14 protein-coding genes are annotated in these 14907 nt (G+C 66.4%); 7 read left to right on the forward strand and 7 right to left on the reverse strand.

The genetic code is table 11. The features are described from left to right. Positions 1–15 precede the first annotated feature (15 nt). Positions 16–2040, forward strand: coding sequence for an MAC/perforin domain-containing protein (locus tag AB0L82_RS14520; RefSeq protein ID WP_364635393.1), 2025 nt, complete (start codon positions 16–18; stop codon positions 2038–2040). 64 nt (positions 2041–2104) lie between these two features. Here the strand turns inward: AB0L82_RS14520 and AB0L82_RS14525 are convergent, their stop codons facing one another. Further along, positions 2105–3031, reverse strand: coding sequence for a cyclase family protein (locus tag AB0L82_RS14525; RefSeq protein WP_364635396.1), 927 nt, complete (start codon positions 3029–3031; stop codon positions 2105–2107). 168 nt (positions 3032–3199) lie between these two features. Here AB0L82_RS14525 and AB0L82_RS14530 point away from each other — a divergent pair, with 168 nt between their 5' ends. Together AB0L82_RS14530 and AB0L82_RS14535 are read left to right on the forward strand one after the other, a co-directional pair. After that, a complete protein-coding gene (locus AB0L82_RS14530) occupies positions 3200–7102 on the forward strand; it encodes a Pls/PosA family non-ribosomal peptide synthetase (protein ID WP_364635399.1) in 3903 nt (1300 codons plus the stop codon). Continuing rightward, a complete protein-coding gene (locus AB0L82_RS14535) occupies positions 7102–8445 on the forward strand; it encodes a M1 family metallopeptidase (protein WP_364635402.1) in 1344 nt (447 codons plus the stop codon). The genes AB0L82_RS14530 and AB0L82_RS14535 overlap by 1 nt, the downstream gene beginning before the upstream one ends. 50 nt (positions 8446–8495) lie before the next feature. Here AB0L82_RS14535 and AB0L82_RS14540 read toward each other — a convergent pair whose 3' ends face one another. Both AB0L82_RS14540 and AB0L82_RS14545 read right to left on the reverse strand, forming a co-directional pair. Then, positions 8496–8900: a hypothetical protein gene (locus tag AB0L82_RS14540; RefSeq protein WP_364635405.1), complete on the reverse strand. Its 405-nt coding sequence runs from the start codon at positions 8898–8900 to the stop codon at positions 8496–8498. A 114-nt stretch (positions 8901–9014) separates the two neighbouring features. Next, the gene (locus AB0L82_RS14545) at positions 9015–10034 is read right to left on the reverse strand and encodes a DUF3089 domain-containing protein (RefSeq protein WP_364635408.1); all 1020 of its coding nucleotides are present in this window, start codon (positions 10032–10034) and stop codon (positions 9015–9017) included. Between the two features lie 64 nt (positions 10035–10098). Here AB0L82_RS14545 and AB0L82_RS14550 point away from each other — a divergent pair, with 64 nt between their 5' ends. Together AB0L82_RS14550 and AB0L82_RS14555 are read left to right on the forward strand one after the other, a co-directional pair. Continuing rightward, entirely contained in the window at positions 10099–10704 is a 606-nt protein-coding gene (locus AB0L82_RS14550; protein WP_364635411.1) for a TetR/AcrR family transcriptional regulator, read from the forward strand. 1 nt (position 10705) lies between these two features. Further along, a complete protein-coding gene (locus tag AB0L82_RS14555) occupies positions 10706–11551 on the forward strand; it encodes a dienelactone hydrolase family protein (RefSeq protein WP_364635414.1) in 846 nt (281 codons plus the stop codon). Here AB0L82_RS14555 and AB0L82_RS14560 read toward each other — a convergent pair. Then, positions 11548–12555, reverse strand: a complete 1008-nt coding sequence (locus AB0L82_RS14560; RefSeq protein WP_364635417.1) for an LLM class flavin-dependent oxidoreductase — start codon at positions 12553–12555, stop codon at positions 11548–11550. The genes AB0L82_RS14555 and AB0L82_RS14560 overlap by 4 nt on opposite strands. Positions 12556–12754: 199 nt before the next feature. On the opposite strand from AB0L82_RS14560, the gene AB0L82_RS14565 reads away from it, so the two are divergent. Further along, positions 12755–13123, forward strand: a complete 369-nt coding sequence (locus AB0L82_RS14565; protein WP_364635420.1) for a hypothetical protein — start codon at positions 12755–12757, stop codon at positions 13121–13123. Between the two features lie 11 nt (positions 13124–13134). Here the strand turns inward: AB0L82_RS14565 and AB0L82_RS14570 are convergent, their stop codons facing one another. Together AB0L82_RS14570 and AB0L82_RS14575 are read right to left on the reverse strand one after the other, a co-directional pair. Continuing rightward, positions 13135–13494: a hypothetical protein gene (locus AB0L82_RS14570; protein ID WP_364635423.1), complete on the reverse strand. Its 360-nt coding sequence runs from the start codon at positions 13492–13494 to the stop codon at positions 13135–13137. 134 nt (positions 13495–13628) lie between these two features. Then, positions 13629–14123: a carboxymuconolactone decarboxylase family protein gene (locus AB0L82_RS14575; RefSeq protein WP_364635425.1), complete on the reverse strand. Its 495-nt coding sequence runs from the start codon at positions 14121–14123 to the stop codon at positions 13629–13631. A gap of 264 nt (positions 14124–14387) precedes the next feature. Between AB0L82_RS14575 and AB0L82_RS14580 the strand changes: the two genes are divergently transcribed. Beyond that, positions 14388–14648: a GlsB/YeaQ/YmgE family stress response membrane protein gene (locus AB0L82_RS14580; RefSeq protein WP_364635428.1), complete on the forward strand. Its 261-nt coding sequence runs from the start codon at positions 14388–14390 to the stop codon at positions 14646–14648. On the opposite strand, the gene AB0L82_RS14585 is transcribed toward AB0L82_RS14580, so the two are convergent. Next, positions 14608–14898, reverse strand: coding sequence for a hypothetical protein (locus tag AB0L82_RS14585; RefSeq protein WP_364635431.1), 291 nt, complete (start codon positions 14896–14898; stop codon positions 14608–14610). The two genes, AB0L82_RS14580 and AB0L82_RS14585, sit on opposite strands and share 41 nt — an antisense overlap. Positions 14899–14907: the final 9 nt, after the last annotated feature.

Raw genomic sequence — 14907 nt, forward strand, 5'->3', positions numbered from 1 at the left:
GTTCGAGCGGTATCGATGAAGTTCTTCGGTTACTGCGCGCATACCCCCTTGCCGCTGCCCAAAAGAGTTGCAGAACAACTCCTTTCAGAGTGGAACGATAGTACATCGATCGAGGTGCCGGGACGATTCGGGGAGGATCTCCGCACCGGCAACCACGCGGCGCGAGCACCGCCGGTAGCAGACCACTCCGGCCGTTATATGCGGGCTACTGTCGCGCAAAAAGGCTGTGGGAGAACGCGGAAAACCCGCGCCGTGTCGAATGACATGGCGTTGTTCATGCTTTCGTGGGGTGTATTGCGGAATACCTTCGAATTAAGTTGTAACCCATTGGATTCGAACTGGACAACCGTATCCTTGTCGCGGGGACGGCTACGGAAGGAACACACCATGTCGCTGATACCCGGCGCCAGTGCCATCGGGCGCGGATTCAACATCCTCGGCACATACAGCACCCGATCGCTGATGCCGCAGCAAATCGTCAATCTCGGCCCCGATGCACGGAACTGGGAATATTTGCCGAGTGGCATCACCTATCAGGTACCGGAGAACGCCACTCCGATCGAGTACACCAATACGATGGGTTCGTCCTACGTATACAACACGGTCTCGCAGTTCCAGTCGCACTTCTCGCAGAAGGCCGAAGTCCAAGCATCGTACGGCGCGTTCAGCGCACAGTTCAATGCCGCGTACAGTAAGACCGTAAATACCGACCAGTCATACTATTACGGCATTTACGAGGCCGACTTCACCGCCTGGGAACTCAATCTCAACCATACGTCGAGTCAATGGTTGAGTGCCGACTTCCGCGATGATCCCGACATCAAGAACCTGCCGAGCACCTTCAACTCCGCCAATCAAGAACAATTCTTCGCCGTATTCCGCAAGTGGGGAACCCATTTCGTGGGACAGGTGGTGGTCGGCGGCAGCCTGGACTACTACGAAGCCGTGCAGACCATGTACACCTCCAACCAGTCGCAGGTCAGCGCCAATATCGAGCTCGAGTACAAGGCCGTGTTCACCTCCAGCAAGGCCGAATCCCATACGCAGTGGGAAGAACTCACCAAGACCTGGTCGGACAGCCGGCTGGTCACGGTGAACGCGACCGGCGGCGACGCCTCCGCGCTCAACGCACTCACACCCGGCTATGGCGATTCCAAGGTGGGAGTGTTCGACGCGTGGTCCGCGGCGCTGATGAAGAACCCGTCGGTCATCGATTTCAATCTGCGCCCGCTGAACATGCTGTTCTCCGGCAATCAGGCGACCGCGGTGGCCCAGGCGCTGGAGGCCTATACCAATGGCGCGATTCTGACCTATGCCGCAACCGATTACACCCCGCATCGCGCACCCGGCGGCGGCAATGTCAGCACCAGCTGGGGCATCATCACCAATGGCCGGGTCGCGACTCCGGTACCGGAAGTCGATCCGCCGGCCCCGACGGTCATTGCTCCCGGCGAGGTGGCGCCGGTCGGCGGTTATCAACTGGCACTATATGACTCGACAACCTTCGAACCGCTCATGGTGCATCTGTATTACCAGACGTACCAGCCCAATTCACTCACTCCGGATCCGGCCATCTACAAGGCCATGATGAAGGATCTGAATGGGGTGAAGAGCACCGGCTACATCGCCGCGGTGACCGGCTTCGGCATCGATCTGCTGAACTATCCCTCGCAGGATTTCCAGCATTGGCTCTTGAGCATCGGCGCGACCATGCAGGGGTGGAAGAAATTCGTCGGCTATCCGGATAAGGGCGGCTCGGCCTGCTACACGGTGGTCGGCAGGCAGGGATCGGCACCCGGTTTGGCACTGGAAATCCTCCAGGCCGTCTACTCACCCAACACCTGGTTGGCAGAGCCGTACTACTTCAATATGAATGCCTCGGTCGTCGGCCTGACCTATGCGCGCTCGGCGACCGCCGCAACCAAGAACCACGCGATCGGTTCGGTGGCGAAGTCACTCGAGCCCGAACAGCCCCATAAGCCACAGCAGCCCACAAAGCCGCACAAGCCGGAGGATCACGGTTCGCATCACCACAAGTAGGTAAACGGCGCACCAATTCTCGATGCCCTCCCGCACACGAATGCGGGAGGGCATCGATCACGCCTCAGAGAATGGCGATCGGCGCGACCGGAGCGCCGGTGCCGCCGACGAACGGCTCCGGTGTGGCCGAGAGCAGGAATTCATAGCGCTGCTCCTCGGCGCAGACCCGGGACAGCTCCTCCAGATTCCAGTTCTGGCCCTGCAGCATGCCCATCTCCACCAGATGCAGCGCGTGCACCGGCAGCCATAGATTCTCGATCTCGGGCGGGAAGATCTCGAAGGTCAGCGTGTCATTGGCCACGGCCGCGACATCGCGGGCATGAAACCATTCCGGGCAGCGCACCGACAGGCCCGGTGACGGAACGCCGTAACCGTGCCGGTCACCGGCCAGAAAGAGCCGGATCTGACCGGTGCGCACCAGCACCAGATCACCCGCGCGCACCCGCACCCGGCCATATTCCTCGGCCAGTTCCAGATCCTCGGGGGTGACCGCGTGGTCCGCGGGCAGGCGTTCCACGCCCAGCGCCGCGGCCACATCCAGCAGCACACCGCGCGAGACGATATGGCGCACCTTGTCTATGGCGCTGTACGTCGCGCCGCCGTGCGCGGTGATGCTGTCGGCGGGGCGGTTGTTGTAGATGCGCCCGTTGTATGACACGTGCGGTAAAGCGTCCCAATGGGTCCCGGCCTGCAATGCCATAGTGACCACGTCATCGCTGGTGGCAACGGTGTCGGGACCGAACATCTCCCAGTTGATCGCGATCATGCTGTGCAGCGGGTTGACTCGGCCCCGGATCATGCCGGTCTGAATGCCCTGCTGGCTCAGCGGTACCGCCAGGGCGACGCGCCGCCCGCTGCGTACCGTGGCCGCGGCGGCGCGCACCACATTGTCGGTGATGAGGTTGAGCGTGCCGATCTGATCGTCGGAACCCCAACGGCCCCAATTGTTCACGCGTTTGGCGAGGGCGAGGAATTCGGGTGGGAAAGCCATACCGGGGTAACTTACCGACCGTACTCCGGCGATCCGCACACACCAGACAATCCACCCGCCTAGTACCGTGGACCATTGGTCACCGTGGAGTTCGCCCGCTGGTAACCCTCGTGTGAAACAACAGACGCACAAGCGCTGGACAGTTCTATGAGAGGTGGGCACGACGCCATGCAGCAGTCCCCGGTCGATACGGCGATGGGCGCCAGCCCGTTGCTGCGGGCCACATTGGCGCCACCTGTGCGGACGCTGGTCGAGTTGCTGGCCGCCACCGCGGCCGAGTTCCCCGAGGCCGCCGCCATCGACGACGGCGAGGCGATTCTCAGCTATTCGGAGTTGCTGACCGAGATCGATCGCGAGGTCGGCCGTCTGGCCGCGGCGGGTGTGCGCGCCGGGGACCGCGTGGGCGTGCGCATGCCGTCCGGCACCCGGGCGCTCTACATCACCATTCTCGCGGTGCTGCACGCCGGTGCGGCATATGTCCCGGTGGACGCCGACGATCCGGACGAACGCGCGCGACTGGTCTTCGGCGAGGCGAAGGTGAGCGCCATCGTCACCGGCGACGGTATCGAAAGCACCGGCGCGACAACGGAATCGGCGGAAGGATCGGCGACGCCGGGGTCGACCGCGCATCCCACCCCGGACGATGACGCCTGGATCATCTTCACCTCCGGTTCGACCGGAACCCCCAAAGGCGTTGCGGTGACCCATCGCAACGCCGCCGCCTTCGTCGACGCCGAGGCCCGGCTGTTCCTGCAGGGCGAACCCATCGCCCCGGGTGATCGGGTGCTGGCCGGGCTCTCGGTCGCCTTCGACGCCTCCTGCGAGGAGATGTGGCTGGCGTGGCGGCACGGGGCCTGCCTGGTACCCGCACCGCGCGCGCTGGTGCGGACCGGAGCGGATCTGGGTCCGTGGCTGGTGCGCCGGGAGATCAGCATCGTCTCCACCGTGCCGACGCTGGCCGCCACCTGGCCCGCCGAGGCGCTGGATTCGGTGCGCCTGCTCATCTTCGGCGGTGAGGCGGTGCCGCCGGAATTGGCCGAGCGGCTCGCGGGCACGACCGATCGTGAGGTGTGGAACACCTACGGCCCCACCGAGGCGACCGTGGTGGCGTGCGCGGCCCTGCTGAACGGCGACTGGCCGGTGCGTATCGGCCTGCCGCTGGACGGCTGGGATCTGACCGTCATCGACGCCGCCGGAAATCCGGTGGCCGAGGGCGAATCCGGCGAGCTGGTCATCGGCGGCGTCGGCCTGGCCCGCTATCTGGACCCGGCCAAGGATGCGGAGAAGTACGCGCCGCTGGAGTCCGTCGGCTGGGAACGCGCCTATCGCAGTGGCGATCTGGTGCGCAATGACAGTGCCGGACTGGTGTTCCTGGGTCGCGCCGACGATCAGATCAAACTCGGCGGGCGGCGCATCGAACTCGGTGAGATCGATAACGCGCTCCAGCATCTGCCCGGTGTGACCGGCGGTGCGGCCGCGATTCGAACCACCAAGGCGGGCAATAAGATTCTGGTCGGATATCTGACCGGACCTGGTGCGGACTACGACGTCAAGGCCGCCCGCGCCATTCTCGCCGAACAGCTGCCCGCGCCACTGGTGCCCCGGCTCGCGGTGGTGACGGATATGCCCACCCGCACTTCGGGCAAGGTCGATCGCGATGCCCTGCCCTGGCCGCTGCCCAAGGTGACCGAGGTCGATCCGGGACTCACCCCGACCGAACAATGGGTTGCGGGACTGTGGGATTCGATCCTCGGCGCGGAGGTCACCGATCCCAATGCCGACTTCTTCGATCTCGGCGGAGGTTCGCTCGCGGCCGCACAGCTGGTGACCGGACTGCGCGAACGGCATCCGCAGATCACCGTCGCCGATCTCTACGATCAGCCCCGGCTCGGCGCGCTGGCCGCGATGCTGGACGCCCGGGCTCCGGTCGCGGCGGTGCGGGACCGGGTGGTCGCACCGGTGCCGCTGCCCGCGCAACTGTTCCAGGTGCTGGCCACCATCCCGCTCACCACACTGACCGGATTGCAGTGGCTGACCTGGCTGGCCATCGTCGGCAATATCGCGGCCTGGAACGGGTCGCTGCCGTGGCTGCCGCAGCTGTCGTGGTGGTGGGCGCTGATCGCCTTCCTGCTGTTCATCTCGCCGCCCGGCCGAATGGCACTGTGCGTGGCCGGTTCCCGGCTGCTGCTGAGCAATGTGCAGCCCGGTGACTATCCGCGCGGCGGACTCGTACATCTGCGGCTGTGGACGGCCGTGCGACTGTCCGAGGCCAGCGGTGCCGAGAATCTGTCCGGCGCACCGTGGATGGTGCCGTTCGCGCGCGCCCTGGGCTCGCGCATCGGCAAGGGCGTCGATCTGCACACCCTGCCGCCGGTGACCGGCATGCTCGAACTCGGTGACGGGTGCAGTGTGGAACCCGAGGTCGATCTGTCGGGCTACTGGATCGACGGCGATACGGTGCATATCGGCCCGATCACCATCGGGCCGGGCGCGGTGGTCGGCGCGCGCTCGATTCTGCTGCCCGGCACCAGGATCGGGCGCAATGCCGAGATCGCACCGGGTTCGGCGGTTTCCGGACGGGTCAAGGCCGAACAGGCGTGGGCCGGGTCACCGGCGGTGAAAGTCGGTAAGGCACAGCACGGCTGGCCCGATAACACGCCCGCGCGGGCCGCGCACTGGGTCGCCATATTCGGTATCACCTCGATGGCGCTGGCGGCGGTGCCGATCCTGGCGCTGGGCACCGGTGGCGCGTTCATCGCCTGGTGGATTCGCGATACCGCCACGCTCACAGCGGGACTCGGGCGCGCGTTCGCCATCCTGCCGGTCGCGGCGCTGCTGTGCCTGGGCGTGTACGCCGCGGTGACGATTGTCGCGGTGCGACTGTTCAGCATCGGCCTCACCGCCGGATATCACCCGGTGCGCAGCCGGGTGGGCTGGCAGGCGTGGTCCACCGAACGACTGCTGGATTCGGCGCGCACCTTCCTTTTCCCGCTCTACGCAAGCCTTTTGACCCCGGTGTGGCTGCGACTGCTCGGCGCGAAGGTCGGTAAGCACGTGGAAGCCTCGACGGTGCTGTTGCTGCCGAAGTTCACCACGGTCGCCGATGGCGCGTTCCTGGCCGATGACACCATGATCGCCAGCTACGAACTCGGCGGCGGCTGGCTGCATATCGGTGAGGCCAAGGTCGGCAAGCGCGCCTTCCTCGGCAATTCCGGAATGACCGCGCCGGGCCGCCGGGTGCCCAAGAACGGACTCGTCGCGGTGCTCTCGGCCGCGCCGTCCAAGGCCAAGGCCGGTTCCTCGTGGCTGGGCAGTCCGCCGGTACGCCTGCGCCGGACCGCCGGAACCTCCGATACCGCACGCACTTTCGATCCGTCCTGGCGACTGCGGGTGGCGCGCGGCATCGTCGAGACCTGCCGTCTGATTCCGGTGCTGGTGACCTTCGCCATCGGGCTGGGCGTGCTGTTCACCCTGGCCTGGCTCGCCCAGCAGATCGGGCATCTGGGCACCGCGCTGCTGAGCGGGCTGGTGCTGCTGGCCGCCGGTGCGGTCGCGGGTGTTGTCTCGGTCATCGCCAAATGGTTGCTGGTCGGGCGGATCGGCACCGAGGAGCATCCACTGTGGAGCTCGTTCGTATGGCGCAATGAAGTCGCGGACACATTCGTGGAACATGTTGCCGCACCGTGGTTCGCGCGCGCCGCAACGGGTACGCCGGTACTGAATCTGTGGCTGCGCGGACTCGGCGCGAAGATCGGGCGCGGGGTATGGTGCGAGTCCTATTGGCTTCCGGAGGCTGACCTGGTGACTCTAGGTGATGGTGCGACCGTCGAGCGCGGCTGTGTGGTGCAGACCCATCTGTTCCACGATCGAATCATGGCCATGGACACCGTAACCCTGGGCGCGGGAGCGACTTTGGGTCCGCACTGCGTGGCGCTGCCCGCGTCCGGGATCGGGGCGGGCGCGACCGTCGGCCCCGCATCGCTGGTGATGCGCGGTGACACCGTGCCGCCGTCCACGAGATGGTGGGGAAACCCCATCGCGCCGTGGCCGCACCCCGGAGCGGCCGAGTGATGCCCGGCAAGTTCGCCGATGAGCCCATCGATGATTACCTGCCGCAGAACGGTAATCGCGGTTACCGGGTGTCCAGGTATGAGCTGGAGCTGGTCTACAAGGTAGCCAGCAACCGGCTCAGCGGCCGCGCGGAGATCACCGCGGTCACCACCGAGGTGCGCGAGCGGTTCGCACTGGACCTGTCGCAGTCGCTGGCCGTGTCGAAGGTCTTCGTCAATGGCACCCGGGCCGCGAAATACGCGCACCAGCAAGGCAAATTGGTGATCACGCCCGCGCAGCGGATTCCCGCCGGGGGCGTGCTGGCGCTGGTGATCCAGTACACCGGCGTGCCCAAACCGGTGCGCGGGCCGTGGGGCGAGGTCGGCTGGGAGGAGCTCACCGAGGGCGCGCTGGTGGCCAGTCAGCCCAATGGCGCGGCGTCCTGGTACCCGTGTGACGATCATCCGAGTTCCAAAGCGTCCTACCGGATTTCGATCACCACCGACACCCCGTACTACGCGCTGGCCAATGGCACCCTGATGCGCAAGCAGACCAAGGCCAGCCAGACCACCTGGGTGTACGAGCAGACCGAGCCGATGGCCACCTATCTGGCCACCATTCAGATCGGGCCGTATCGCAAACATCGGCTGGAGGCCCCGCGCGGCGCGGTCCCCATGCAGGCGGTGCTGCCGGTCCGGCTGCGCGCCGCCTTCGATCATGATTTCGCGCGGCAGCCGCACATGATGGAGGTCTTCACCGAGCGGTTCGGCCCGTACCCGTTCGACGGGTACACCGTCGTCATCACCGATGACGAACTGGAGATCCCGATCGAGGCACAGGGCATCTCGATCTTCGGCGCGAACCACTGCGACGGCCACCGCGGCTCGGAACGCCTTGTCGCGCACGAACTCGCGCACCAGTGGTTCGGCAACAGCCTCACCCTGCGTCAATGGCGCGATATCTGGCTGCACGAGGGTTTCGCCTGTTACGCCGAGTGGATCTGGTCCGAGGCCTCGGGCGGGCAGAGCGCGGACCAGCTGGCCCGCTCGGCCCACCATACGCTCTCGCGGCATCCGCAGGACATCCTGATCGGCGATCCGGGCCCCACCCGCATGTTCGACGATCGGGTCTATAAGCGCGGGGCCCTCGCCCTGCACGCGCTGCGCCTGCATCTGGGCGATCCGAAGTTCTTCAACCTGCTGCGCGAGTGGACCACCCGCTATCGGCACTCATCGGTCACCACCGACGAATTCACCGATCTGGCAGGCCATTACAGCTCGACCCCGCTGCGACCGCTGTGGGACGGCTGGCTCTACAGCCTGCCGCTCCCCCATCTGCCGCCGCCCCGGGTCCTGAGCGCGTAACCCCGCGTCTACGCGCTCAGGGCCCTCCGGGCCGCGGAAAGCGCCGCCGCTCAGTCCTTTTCGGTGGGGTCGATGCGGCGGCGGGCGAGCTGGGTGATGCCGTTGTAGCCGTAGCTCTCGCCGTCGAGTTCGTAGAGGGCCACGTAGGCCGCGCCGGGCAGTGCGCCCAGGCGGGTGTTCAACGCGTCGTAGGCGTGGTCGATGAAGGCGGCCTTCTCCTGGGATGTATTGGTGCCCGCGGTGATACTGACCTCGAGGTGTGCGCCGGTGACTCCGGTGAGCCTGCTCGCGCCCACGAACCAGCGGTCGGCCGGGACCAGGTTCAGGTGCACGACGGTGACCTCGGGCTCCTTGAGGAGATCCTTCTCCAGCAGGGCGGTGATATCGGCGGCGAGCGCCGCCTGGGTGTCCGGTGCGAGCTCCGGATCGGCAATGGTGATGCGCACGAACGGCATTGGTACGACTCCTGCTCCAAGGGGTGGGCCTTCGAATCTAGAGCGATTCGAAAGCCGCCCCCAGGCGCAGAACACGCCACGATGCGGTCCCGGTGCGCCAACCGGCCGAATCGCTCAGCGGCGCTGATAGGCCAAACTCTGCGCGGCGACCAGATCGACCAGATCCTGCTGTGCGAGATTGGTATCGAGCAGATGGGTGCCCCAGGTCTGGTCCGGGACCGCGGGCAGCAGCCCCGCGCCCGGGCCTTCGACCAGCAGGACGTGCGGTCCGTCGCCGGTGGTGCACCGCGCGTGCAGGGTATCGAATTCACGGCCCGCGACCACCGCGTGTATCGGGGCATCGGCGTTGTCCCGCAGGGACGCCGGGTTCGTGCAGAGCACCTCGTAACCGGGGCCGTAGGGCAGGGTGCCGCGCACATCGGAGACGTCCGGGGTCGCGGGTGAGCGGCCGAAGCGAGTATTCGCCGGGGGCGTGCGCGTGAAGGACGAGTAGGCGATGACGCAGCCGGTTTGCGCCACCTCGGTGCACGCCGGAACGGTCGGGAAGTCTCCGCCCGTCGTCGAGCCCTTGGCGACCAGGACGTCACCACCGATCAGCAGGGCCGAAACCAATTGCGCCCGCACCGGTTTCCCGTCGATCTCATTGCGGATCAGGGAGCGCAGCATGCGAGTGCCCTGCGAATGGCCGATGAGTACGACACCGCGACCCCCATTGTGGTTGGCCAGGTAGTCGTTCCACGCGTTCACCACGTCCTGATACGCGAGATCCCGTGCGGCGGCGACGCCTTCGGCGGGCGGATTGAACAGCGCTTTGAGCGTCACCTGGCGGTACACCGGAGCCCACACATCACAGTCGGCGTCGAAGGATCCGGCCTGCGTGCCCGCGACCGTTCGCAACTCCGCCGAGGTGGCGAAGTCCGCGTTCGTCGACTGTTCGAGCGAGGCGGTCGGATAGACGTAGAAACAGTCGATCGGCGCGCCCGAGCGGCCGCCGCACGGATCGCCCGCCTGCCCGGGACGGCACAGCCAGGTGGTGCCGGAGTCGGCCGAGGCGGGCGGGGCGGCGACCAGGAAGGCCGAGACGAGGGTCAGGATCGCACCGCTCAGGACGGACGCTACGGCGGGGATGCGCATTTCAACACCAAACCCCTTGTCGCCCTTGTTGGCAAGTACCGCCGATTGATACATAATCACCGTTATGCCAAAACAGGTCGATGTGGTGGAACAGCGCCGGACCATCGCCGCCGCGGCGGTCGCGGTGATCGGCACCGCCGGGATCGACGGGACGCGATTACGCGATGTGGCCGCCGCCGCGAATGTCACCACGGGCGCGGTCACGCACTATTTCGACGGTAAGGACGCGGTGCTGGAGGCCGCCCTCGAAGAGGTCGTGCGGCGGGTGCTCGAACGACCCGAGACCGACTCCCCCGCCGATGTCCGGGCCTGTATCGACATCTCCGCGAGCTATCTGCCCCTGACCGCCGAGAGCCTCGGCGAATGGCGGGTGTGGCTGGCCTTCTGGGCGCGGGCCATGACCGATGACCGATTGCGCGCGGTGCATCGGCGGTACTACACCGCGATCGTCGAGCGCATCGCCGACCGGGTCTCGACACTGCGGACGACGCCGCCGACTCGCGCGGAGGCGATCGCCTGTGCGGACGCGGTGCTCGCGGCCGTCGACGGCGTCGGCTGCCGGGCCGTGCTGGAGCCCGAGACCTGGCCCGCCGACCGTCAGCGACAAGCGCTTTCGGCGCTACTTCTACCCATGCTCACCGCGTTCGCGGCAGGAAATCAGGAGTTCTGAGATGGCCCAGCAGGATATGTCCGCCGATGATGCGCTGGCGGACTTCACCATTCGTGAGATCACCCTCGAAAACGTCAGCAAGCGGGTCTATCTCGCGGGAACCGGCCCGGCGGTAATCGTGATGACCGAGATGCCGGGCATCAGCCCGCATGTCGCGCGCTTCGCGCGCTGGGTGCGCGATGCCGGATTCACGGTGTACATGCCATCGCTGTTCGGCCGGGACGGTGCTGTCGCGAGCGCGGACGAGGGCATCCGGGTCTTCCGCAAGGCCTGTGTCAGTGCGGAATTCCGCGCTTTCGCCGCCGGCGAATCCAGTCCGGTCACCGTCTGGTTGCGCGCGCTGGCGCGGTTGGCGCATGCGGAGTCCGGCGGTCCGGGCGTCGGCGCGATCGGTATGTGCTTCACCGGGAACTTCGCGCTCACCATGATGTTGGAGCCGTCCGTGCTGGCGCCGGTACTGTCCCAGCCCACGCTGCCGCTGAACGATCCGGCCGGATTGGAGATCGCGCCCGATGAGCTCGTGGCGGTGCGGGATCGGCTCGAGCGCGATGACCTCACTGTGCTGGCGTATCGCTTCGCGGGCGATAAGTTCTGTCGCGCACAGCGTTTCGCGGCATATCAGGACGCGCTGGGCGATCGGTTCGTCGGCCGGGTGCTACCCGACGAAGCCGCGAATACCGATACGGCCCCGTTCTTTTCGGTACACGTCGACAGTCCGCACAGCGTTGTCACCGCCCACCTGATCGATGAGGCCGGACAGCCCACCATCGCCGCCCGCGATGAGATTCTCACCTTCTTCAGGCAGCGACTCACCGTGGGCGCGGCGATGCGGCCCGGACGGGCCTAGTTGGCGACCGGTTCGCGAGCGGCCATGGTCCGCCCGGTGAGCTCCACCGAGTGGACGCGGTCTTCGATCTTCGTGGCGTGGTGGGCGAGGATGAGTTCGTCCGCGCCGATTCCGGCGGCGAAATCCTCCAGTCCGGCAACGACTTCGACGGGCGTGCCCGCGAACGTGTAGGTGGTCATCTTGGCCAGGTGCGAACCATTGGGCGTGCTCAGGAACAGATCGATCTCCTCATCGGAGAACTCCTGTGCGGCCGCGCCGCGCTGGAGCATGCCGCGCGCACGCGCGCGGTAGGCGATCTGCTTCTGCTCCTGGGCCTGCTCGTGATCGTCGGCGGCGAAGACGTTCGCCGCCGCCATCACATACGGTTCGGCGAGCTGCTCGGACGGCTTGAAACCCTCCCGATACGCCTCGACGGCCTGGTACAGCGCGTCCGGCGCGAAATGCGAGGCGAAGGCGTAGGGCAGGCCCAGATGCGCGGCCAATTGCGCACCGAACAGCGAGGAACCCAGAATGTACAGCGGCACAATGCCTTCCGCGCGCGGTACGGCATTGATGCCCGGAATGCGCGAATTGCCGGAGAGATACCCCTGCAACTCCAGCACATCCTGCGGGAAGGTATCGGCGGAGGACGGATTGCGGCGCAACGCCCGCATGGTGGCCTGATCACTGCCGGGCGCGCGGCCCAAACCGAGGTCGATGCGCCCCGGGAACAGCGATTCCAGGGTTCCGAACTGCTCGGCGATCACCAGCGGCGAATGATTCGGCAGCATGATCCCGCCCGCACCGAGCCGAATGCTCTCGGTCTGGGTGGCCACATGCCCGATCAGCACGCTGGTCGCGCTCGACGCGATGGACTTCATATTGTGATGCTCGGCGTACCAGACCCGGCGATGTCCACTGCGCTCCGCGGCCTGGGCCAGCTGCACGCTGTTGCCGAAACTGTCACGCGCGGTCTGACCGGGCGCGATAACCGCCAGGTCGAGGAGGGACAGTGCGACGGGCATCGGGGCCGCCTTTCTGATTCGGAAATATCGGCAGCGCGACGCGAAGTCCGCGCGCATACCTTTCCTTCAATTCATCTCTACCCGAAGTTATGCCCACCGGCGGGTGCCGGTCCGCTCACACCCGTTCGCACCGATGCCCGACACGCGCATTCCCGCCGGTTCCGGCCCACCGGTTCGCCCAGGTGAGACCCTTGCCGCTGTGACCGACTCGCTGATGATGGCCGCGATAGAGAGCTTCTCCCAGACGGTGAATTCGCACGCCGCCGAAGCCGCCGGGCGACCCCTGCCCCGGGTGCGGTGGATGTGGGATTGCTGCGCGCACTTCACCGACACCGATCCGGAATTCTGCGGCACCATCGACCCCGATATCCCCGCCATCGAGGCCAGCGCCCAACTGCAGCAGTGGGCCATCGCGTTGAATATGGTCGAGTCGACCACCGACCGGGAAGCCGCCGAAGGCCGCCGCTCGTTCTCCGGCCACCTCGCCAATGTCCGCCTGCGTCTCACCGCCGCCGTCGAATCCCTCACCCCCACAACCGAAACCCAGCCGCTGCTGATCATGTCCTGATCAGGGAGGAGCTATGCGAGAATGGCGAGGGTCAGCGCCGCGAGCAGCGAGAGGCCGAACGCGGCCGCGACGGCACACGCCAGGGAGAAGATCAGGCGGGGGCGCAGTGCCTGGGCGATGAAGTAGCCCGCGAGGCCGCCGAGCGCGGCCAGCACGAACCCCTCGCCCATCACCAGGTAGTAGACCGAGGCCGCGGCCGCGTTCAGCGCGTCGGCGAGTCCGGTGGCCTTGTCGCCGAACGGAATCGGGAAGCGGTAGGCGATGCCGATGATGGCCGCCGAGAGCGGGGCCGTGAGGATCGCGGCGATCAGCCCCCAGGCGGCGACGGTCCAGGGCACCAGTCCGCTGGTCCCGTCCGTTTCGATGCGCATATGTCCGCCTCCCGATTCCTCGTAGCTGAATCGTAGAGTCACCGCGATCGATGTTCGCCCAGGACCGCCGCCGCGAGCACCGCCGGGCGGGTCGTGCGCGACGATCCGCCCCGCTCAGCGCCAATGCGCTCGAATCAGGGCGCGGGCCAGTCGTTCTCGGTCTCCGCGACCTTGTTGACGTAGTTGGTCAGGGTTTGCAGCGCCACCAGGGCGATGATTTCCAGGATCTGTTCCTCGGTCCAGCCCGCCGCCAGCGCGGCGCTCGGATCCGCCTTACCCCGGCTCTCGGTGAGCTCGCGGGCGAAGGCCACCGCGGCGGCCTCCTTGGCGTCGGCGGAGGTGCCCGCCTTCGCGGCCTCGATTTCCGCGGCGCTGAGCTTGGCGACGCGGGTGCCCGTGAAGGTGTGCGCGGCAACGCAATACCCGCAGTCATTGGCCGCGCCGACCGCGAGGGCGATGCGTTCGGAGGTCGGGGCGGGAAGCACGCCGCGCTTCAGCGCCCCGGCCAGACCCAGGTAGCCCTCCAGCACGGCGGGCGAATTGGCCATCACCTTGGTCATATTGGGCACCCGGCCCATGCGCTTGCGCACTTCATCCAGTAGCGGGGCTGTTTCGACGGGCTTGATCATGACGGGCCTTTCCGGTGGAACCGATATGCGCGTCACCGAATCTAGGAGCGATGCGCGCGGTCACCGGGGTACCGGAGACGCCACGGTGCGGACAGTCGACGCCAGCGCGTCCACGCGGAAGTAATGGATCGGCGGCCGCACCCGGGCCGGGCATGGCCGCCGCAATATCGGCTATTTCGATTGCTGGACAGTTACTATCGATCAAAACCGACCGTTCAACGGCACTGCCGAGCGGTCGTCCGGACTCGGATAGGAGAACATCCCATGCTCGGTCTCGGAATTCTAGGCTGGATCATTATCGGTGGTCTTGCCGGGTGGATTGCCAGTAAGTTGATGAAAACCGATGCTCAGCAGGGCATCATGCTCAATATTGTCGTCGGCGTTATCGGCGGTTTGCTGGGCGGATTCCTGCTGAAGTTGCTCGGGGTGGACGTGCACGGCGGTGGATTGTGGTTCAGCTTCTTCACCTGCCTGGGCGGCGCGGTTATTCTGCTATTCCTCGTGAGCCGTTTCGCGGGACGCTGATCGAATTGCCCACGCGCGCGCGGTGATGCTCGACGCGCACCACCGCCGCGCCCGTGGCCAGGCATAACGCGCTGGTGATCAGGCCGATCAGGGACCAGTTGTCGAAGCCGGAGTCGGTGGCGGCCAAGGTGGATCCCAGGCCGAGAATTCCGAAAAGCAGCAGGGCCAGGCCCGGACCGGTGACGGTATCGAGGATGGATTCTCCGGTGCGTGCCCCGGTGGTGTTCGAATAGCTCGCTTGGTGACTCATCGAGGGGTT

The sequence above is a fragment of the Nocardia sp. NPDC052001 genome (assembly GCF_040680615.1).
Classification (GTDB): Bacteria; Actinomycetota; Actinomycetes; order Mycobacteriales; family Mycobacteriaceae; genus Nocardia.

Bases quoted from the DNA above. Each gene is read 5' to 3' on its own strand.
- AB0L82_RS14580 (WP_364635428.1), top strand. From the start codon at position 14,388: ATGCTCGGTCTCGGAATTCTAGGCTGGATCATTATCGGTGGTCTTGCC.
- AB0L82_RS14555 (WP_364635414.1), top strand. From the start codon at position 10,706: ATGGCCCAGCAGGATATGTCCGCCGATGATGCGCTGGCGGACTTCACC.
- AB0L82_RS14585 (WP_364635431.1), bottom strand. From the start codon at position 14,898: ATGAGTCACCAAGCGAGCTATTCGAACACCACCGGGGCACGCACCGGA.
- AB0L82_RS14535 (WP_364635402.1), top strand. From the start codon at position 7,102: ATGCCCGGCAAGTTCGCCGATGAGCCCATCGATGATTACCTGCCGCAG.
- AB0L82_RS14560 (WP_364635417.1), bottom strand. From the start codon at position 12,555: ATGCCCGTCGCACTGTCCCTCCTCGACCTGGCGGTTATCGCGCCCGGT.
- AB0L82_RS14575 (WP_364635425.1), bottom strand. From the start codon at position 14,123: ATGATCAAGCCCGTCGAAACAGCCCCGCTACTGGATGAAGTGCGCAAG.
- AB0L82_RS14545 (WP_364635408.1), bottom strand. From the start codon at position 10,034: ATGCGCATCCCCGCCGTAGCGTCCGTCCTGAGCGGTGCGATCCTGACC.
- AB0L82_RS14570 (WP_364635423.1), bottom strand. From the start codon at position 13,494: ATGCGCATCGAAACGGACGGGACCAGCGGACTGGTGCCCTGGACCGTC.
- AB0L82_RS14540 (WP_364635405.1), bottom strand. From the start codon at position 8,900: ATGCCGTTCGTGCGCATCACCATTGCCGATCCGGAGCTCGCACCGGAC.
- AB0L82_RS14530 (WP_364635399.1), top strand. From the start codon at position 3,200: ATGCAGCAGTCCCCGGTCGATACGGCGATGGGCGCCAGCCCGTTGCTG.
- AB0L82_RS14550 (WP_364635411.1), top strand. From the start codon at position 10,099: ATGCCAAAACAGGTCGATGTGGTGGAACAGCGCCGGACCATCGCCGCC.
- AB0L82_RS14525 (WP_364635396.1), bottom strand. From the start codon at position 3,031: ATGGCTTTCCCACCCGAATTCCTCGCCCTCGCCAAACGCGTGAACAAT.
- AB0L82_RS14520 (WP_364635393.1), top strand. From the start codon at position 16: ATGAAGTTCTTCGGTTACTGCGCGCATACCCCCTTGCCGCTGCCCAAA.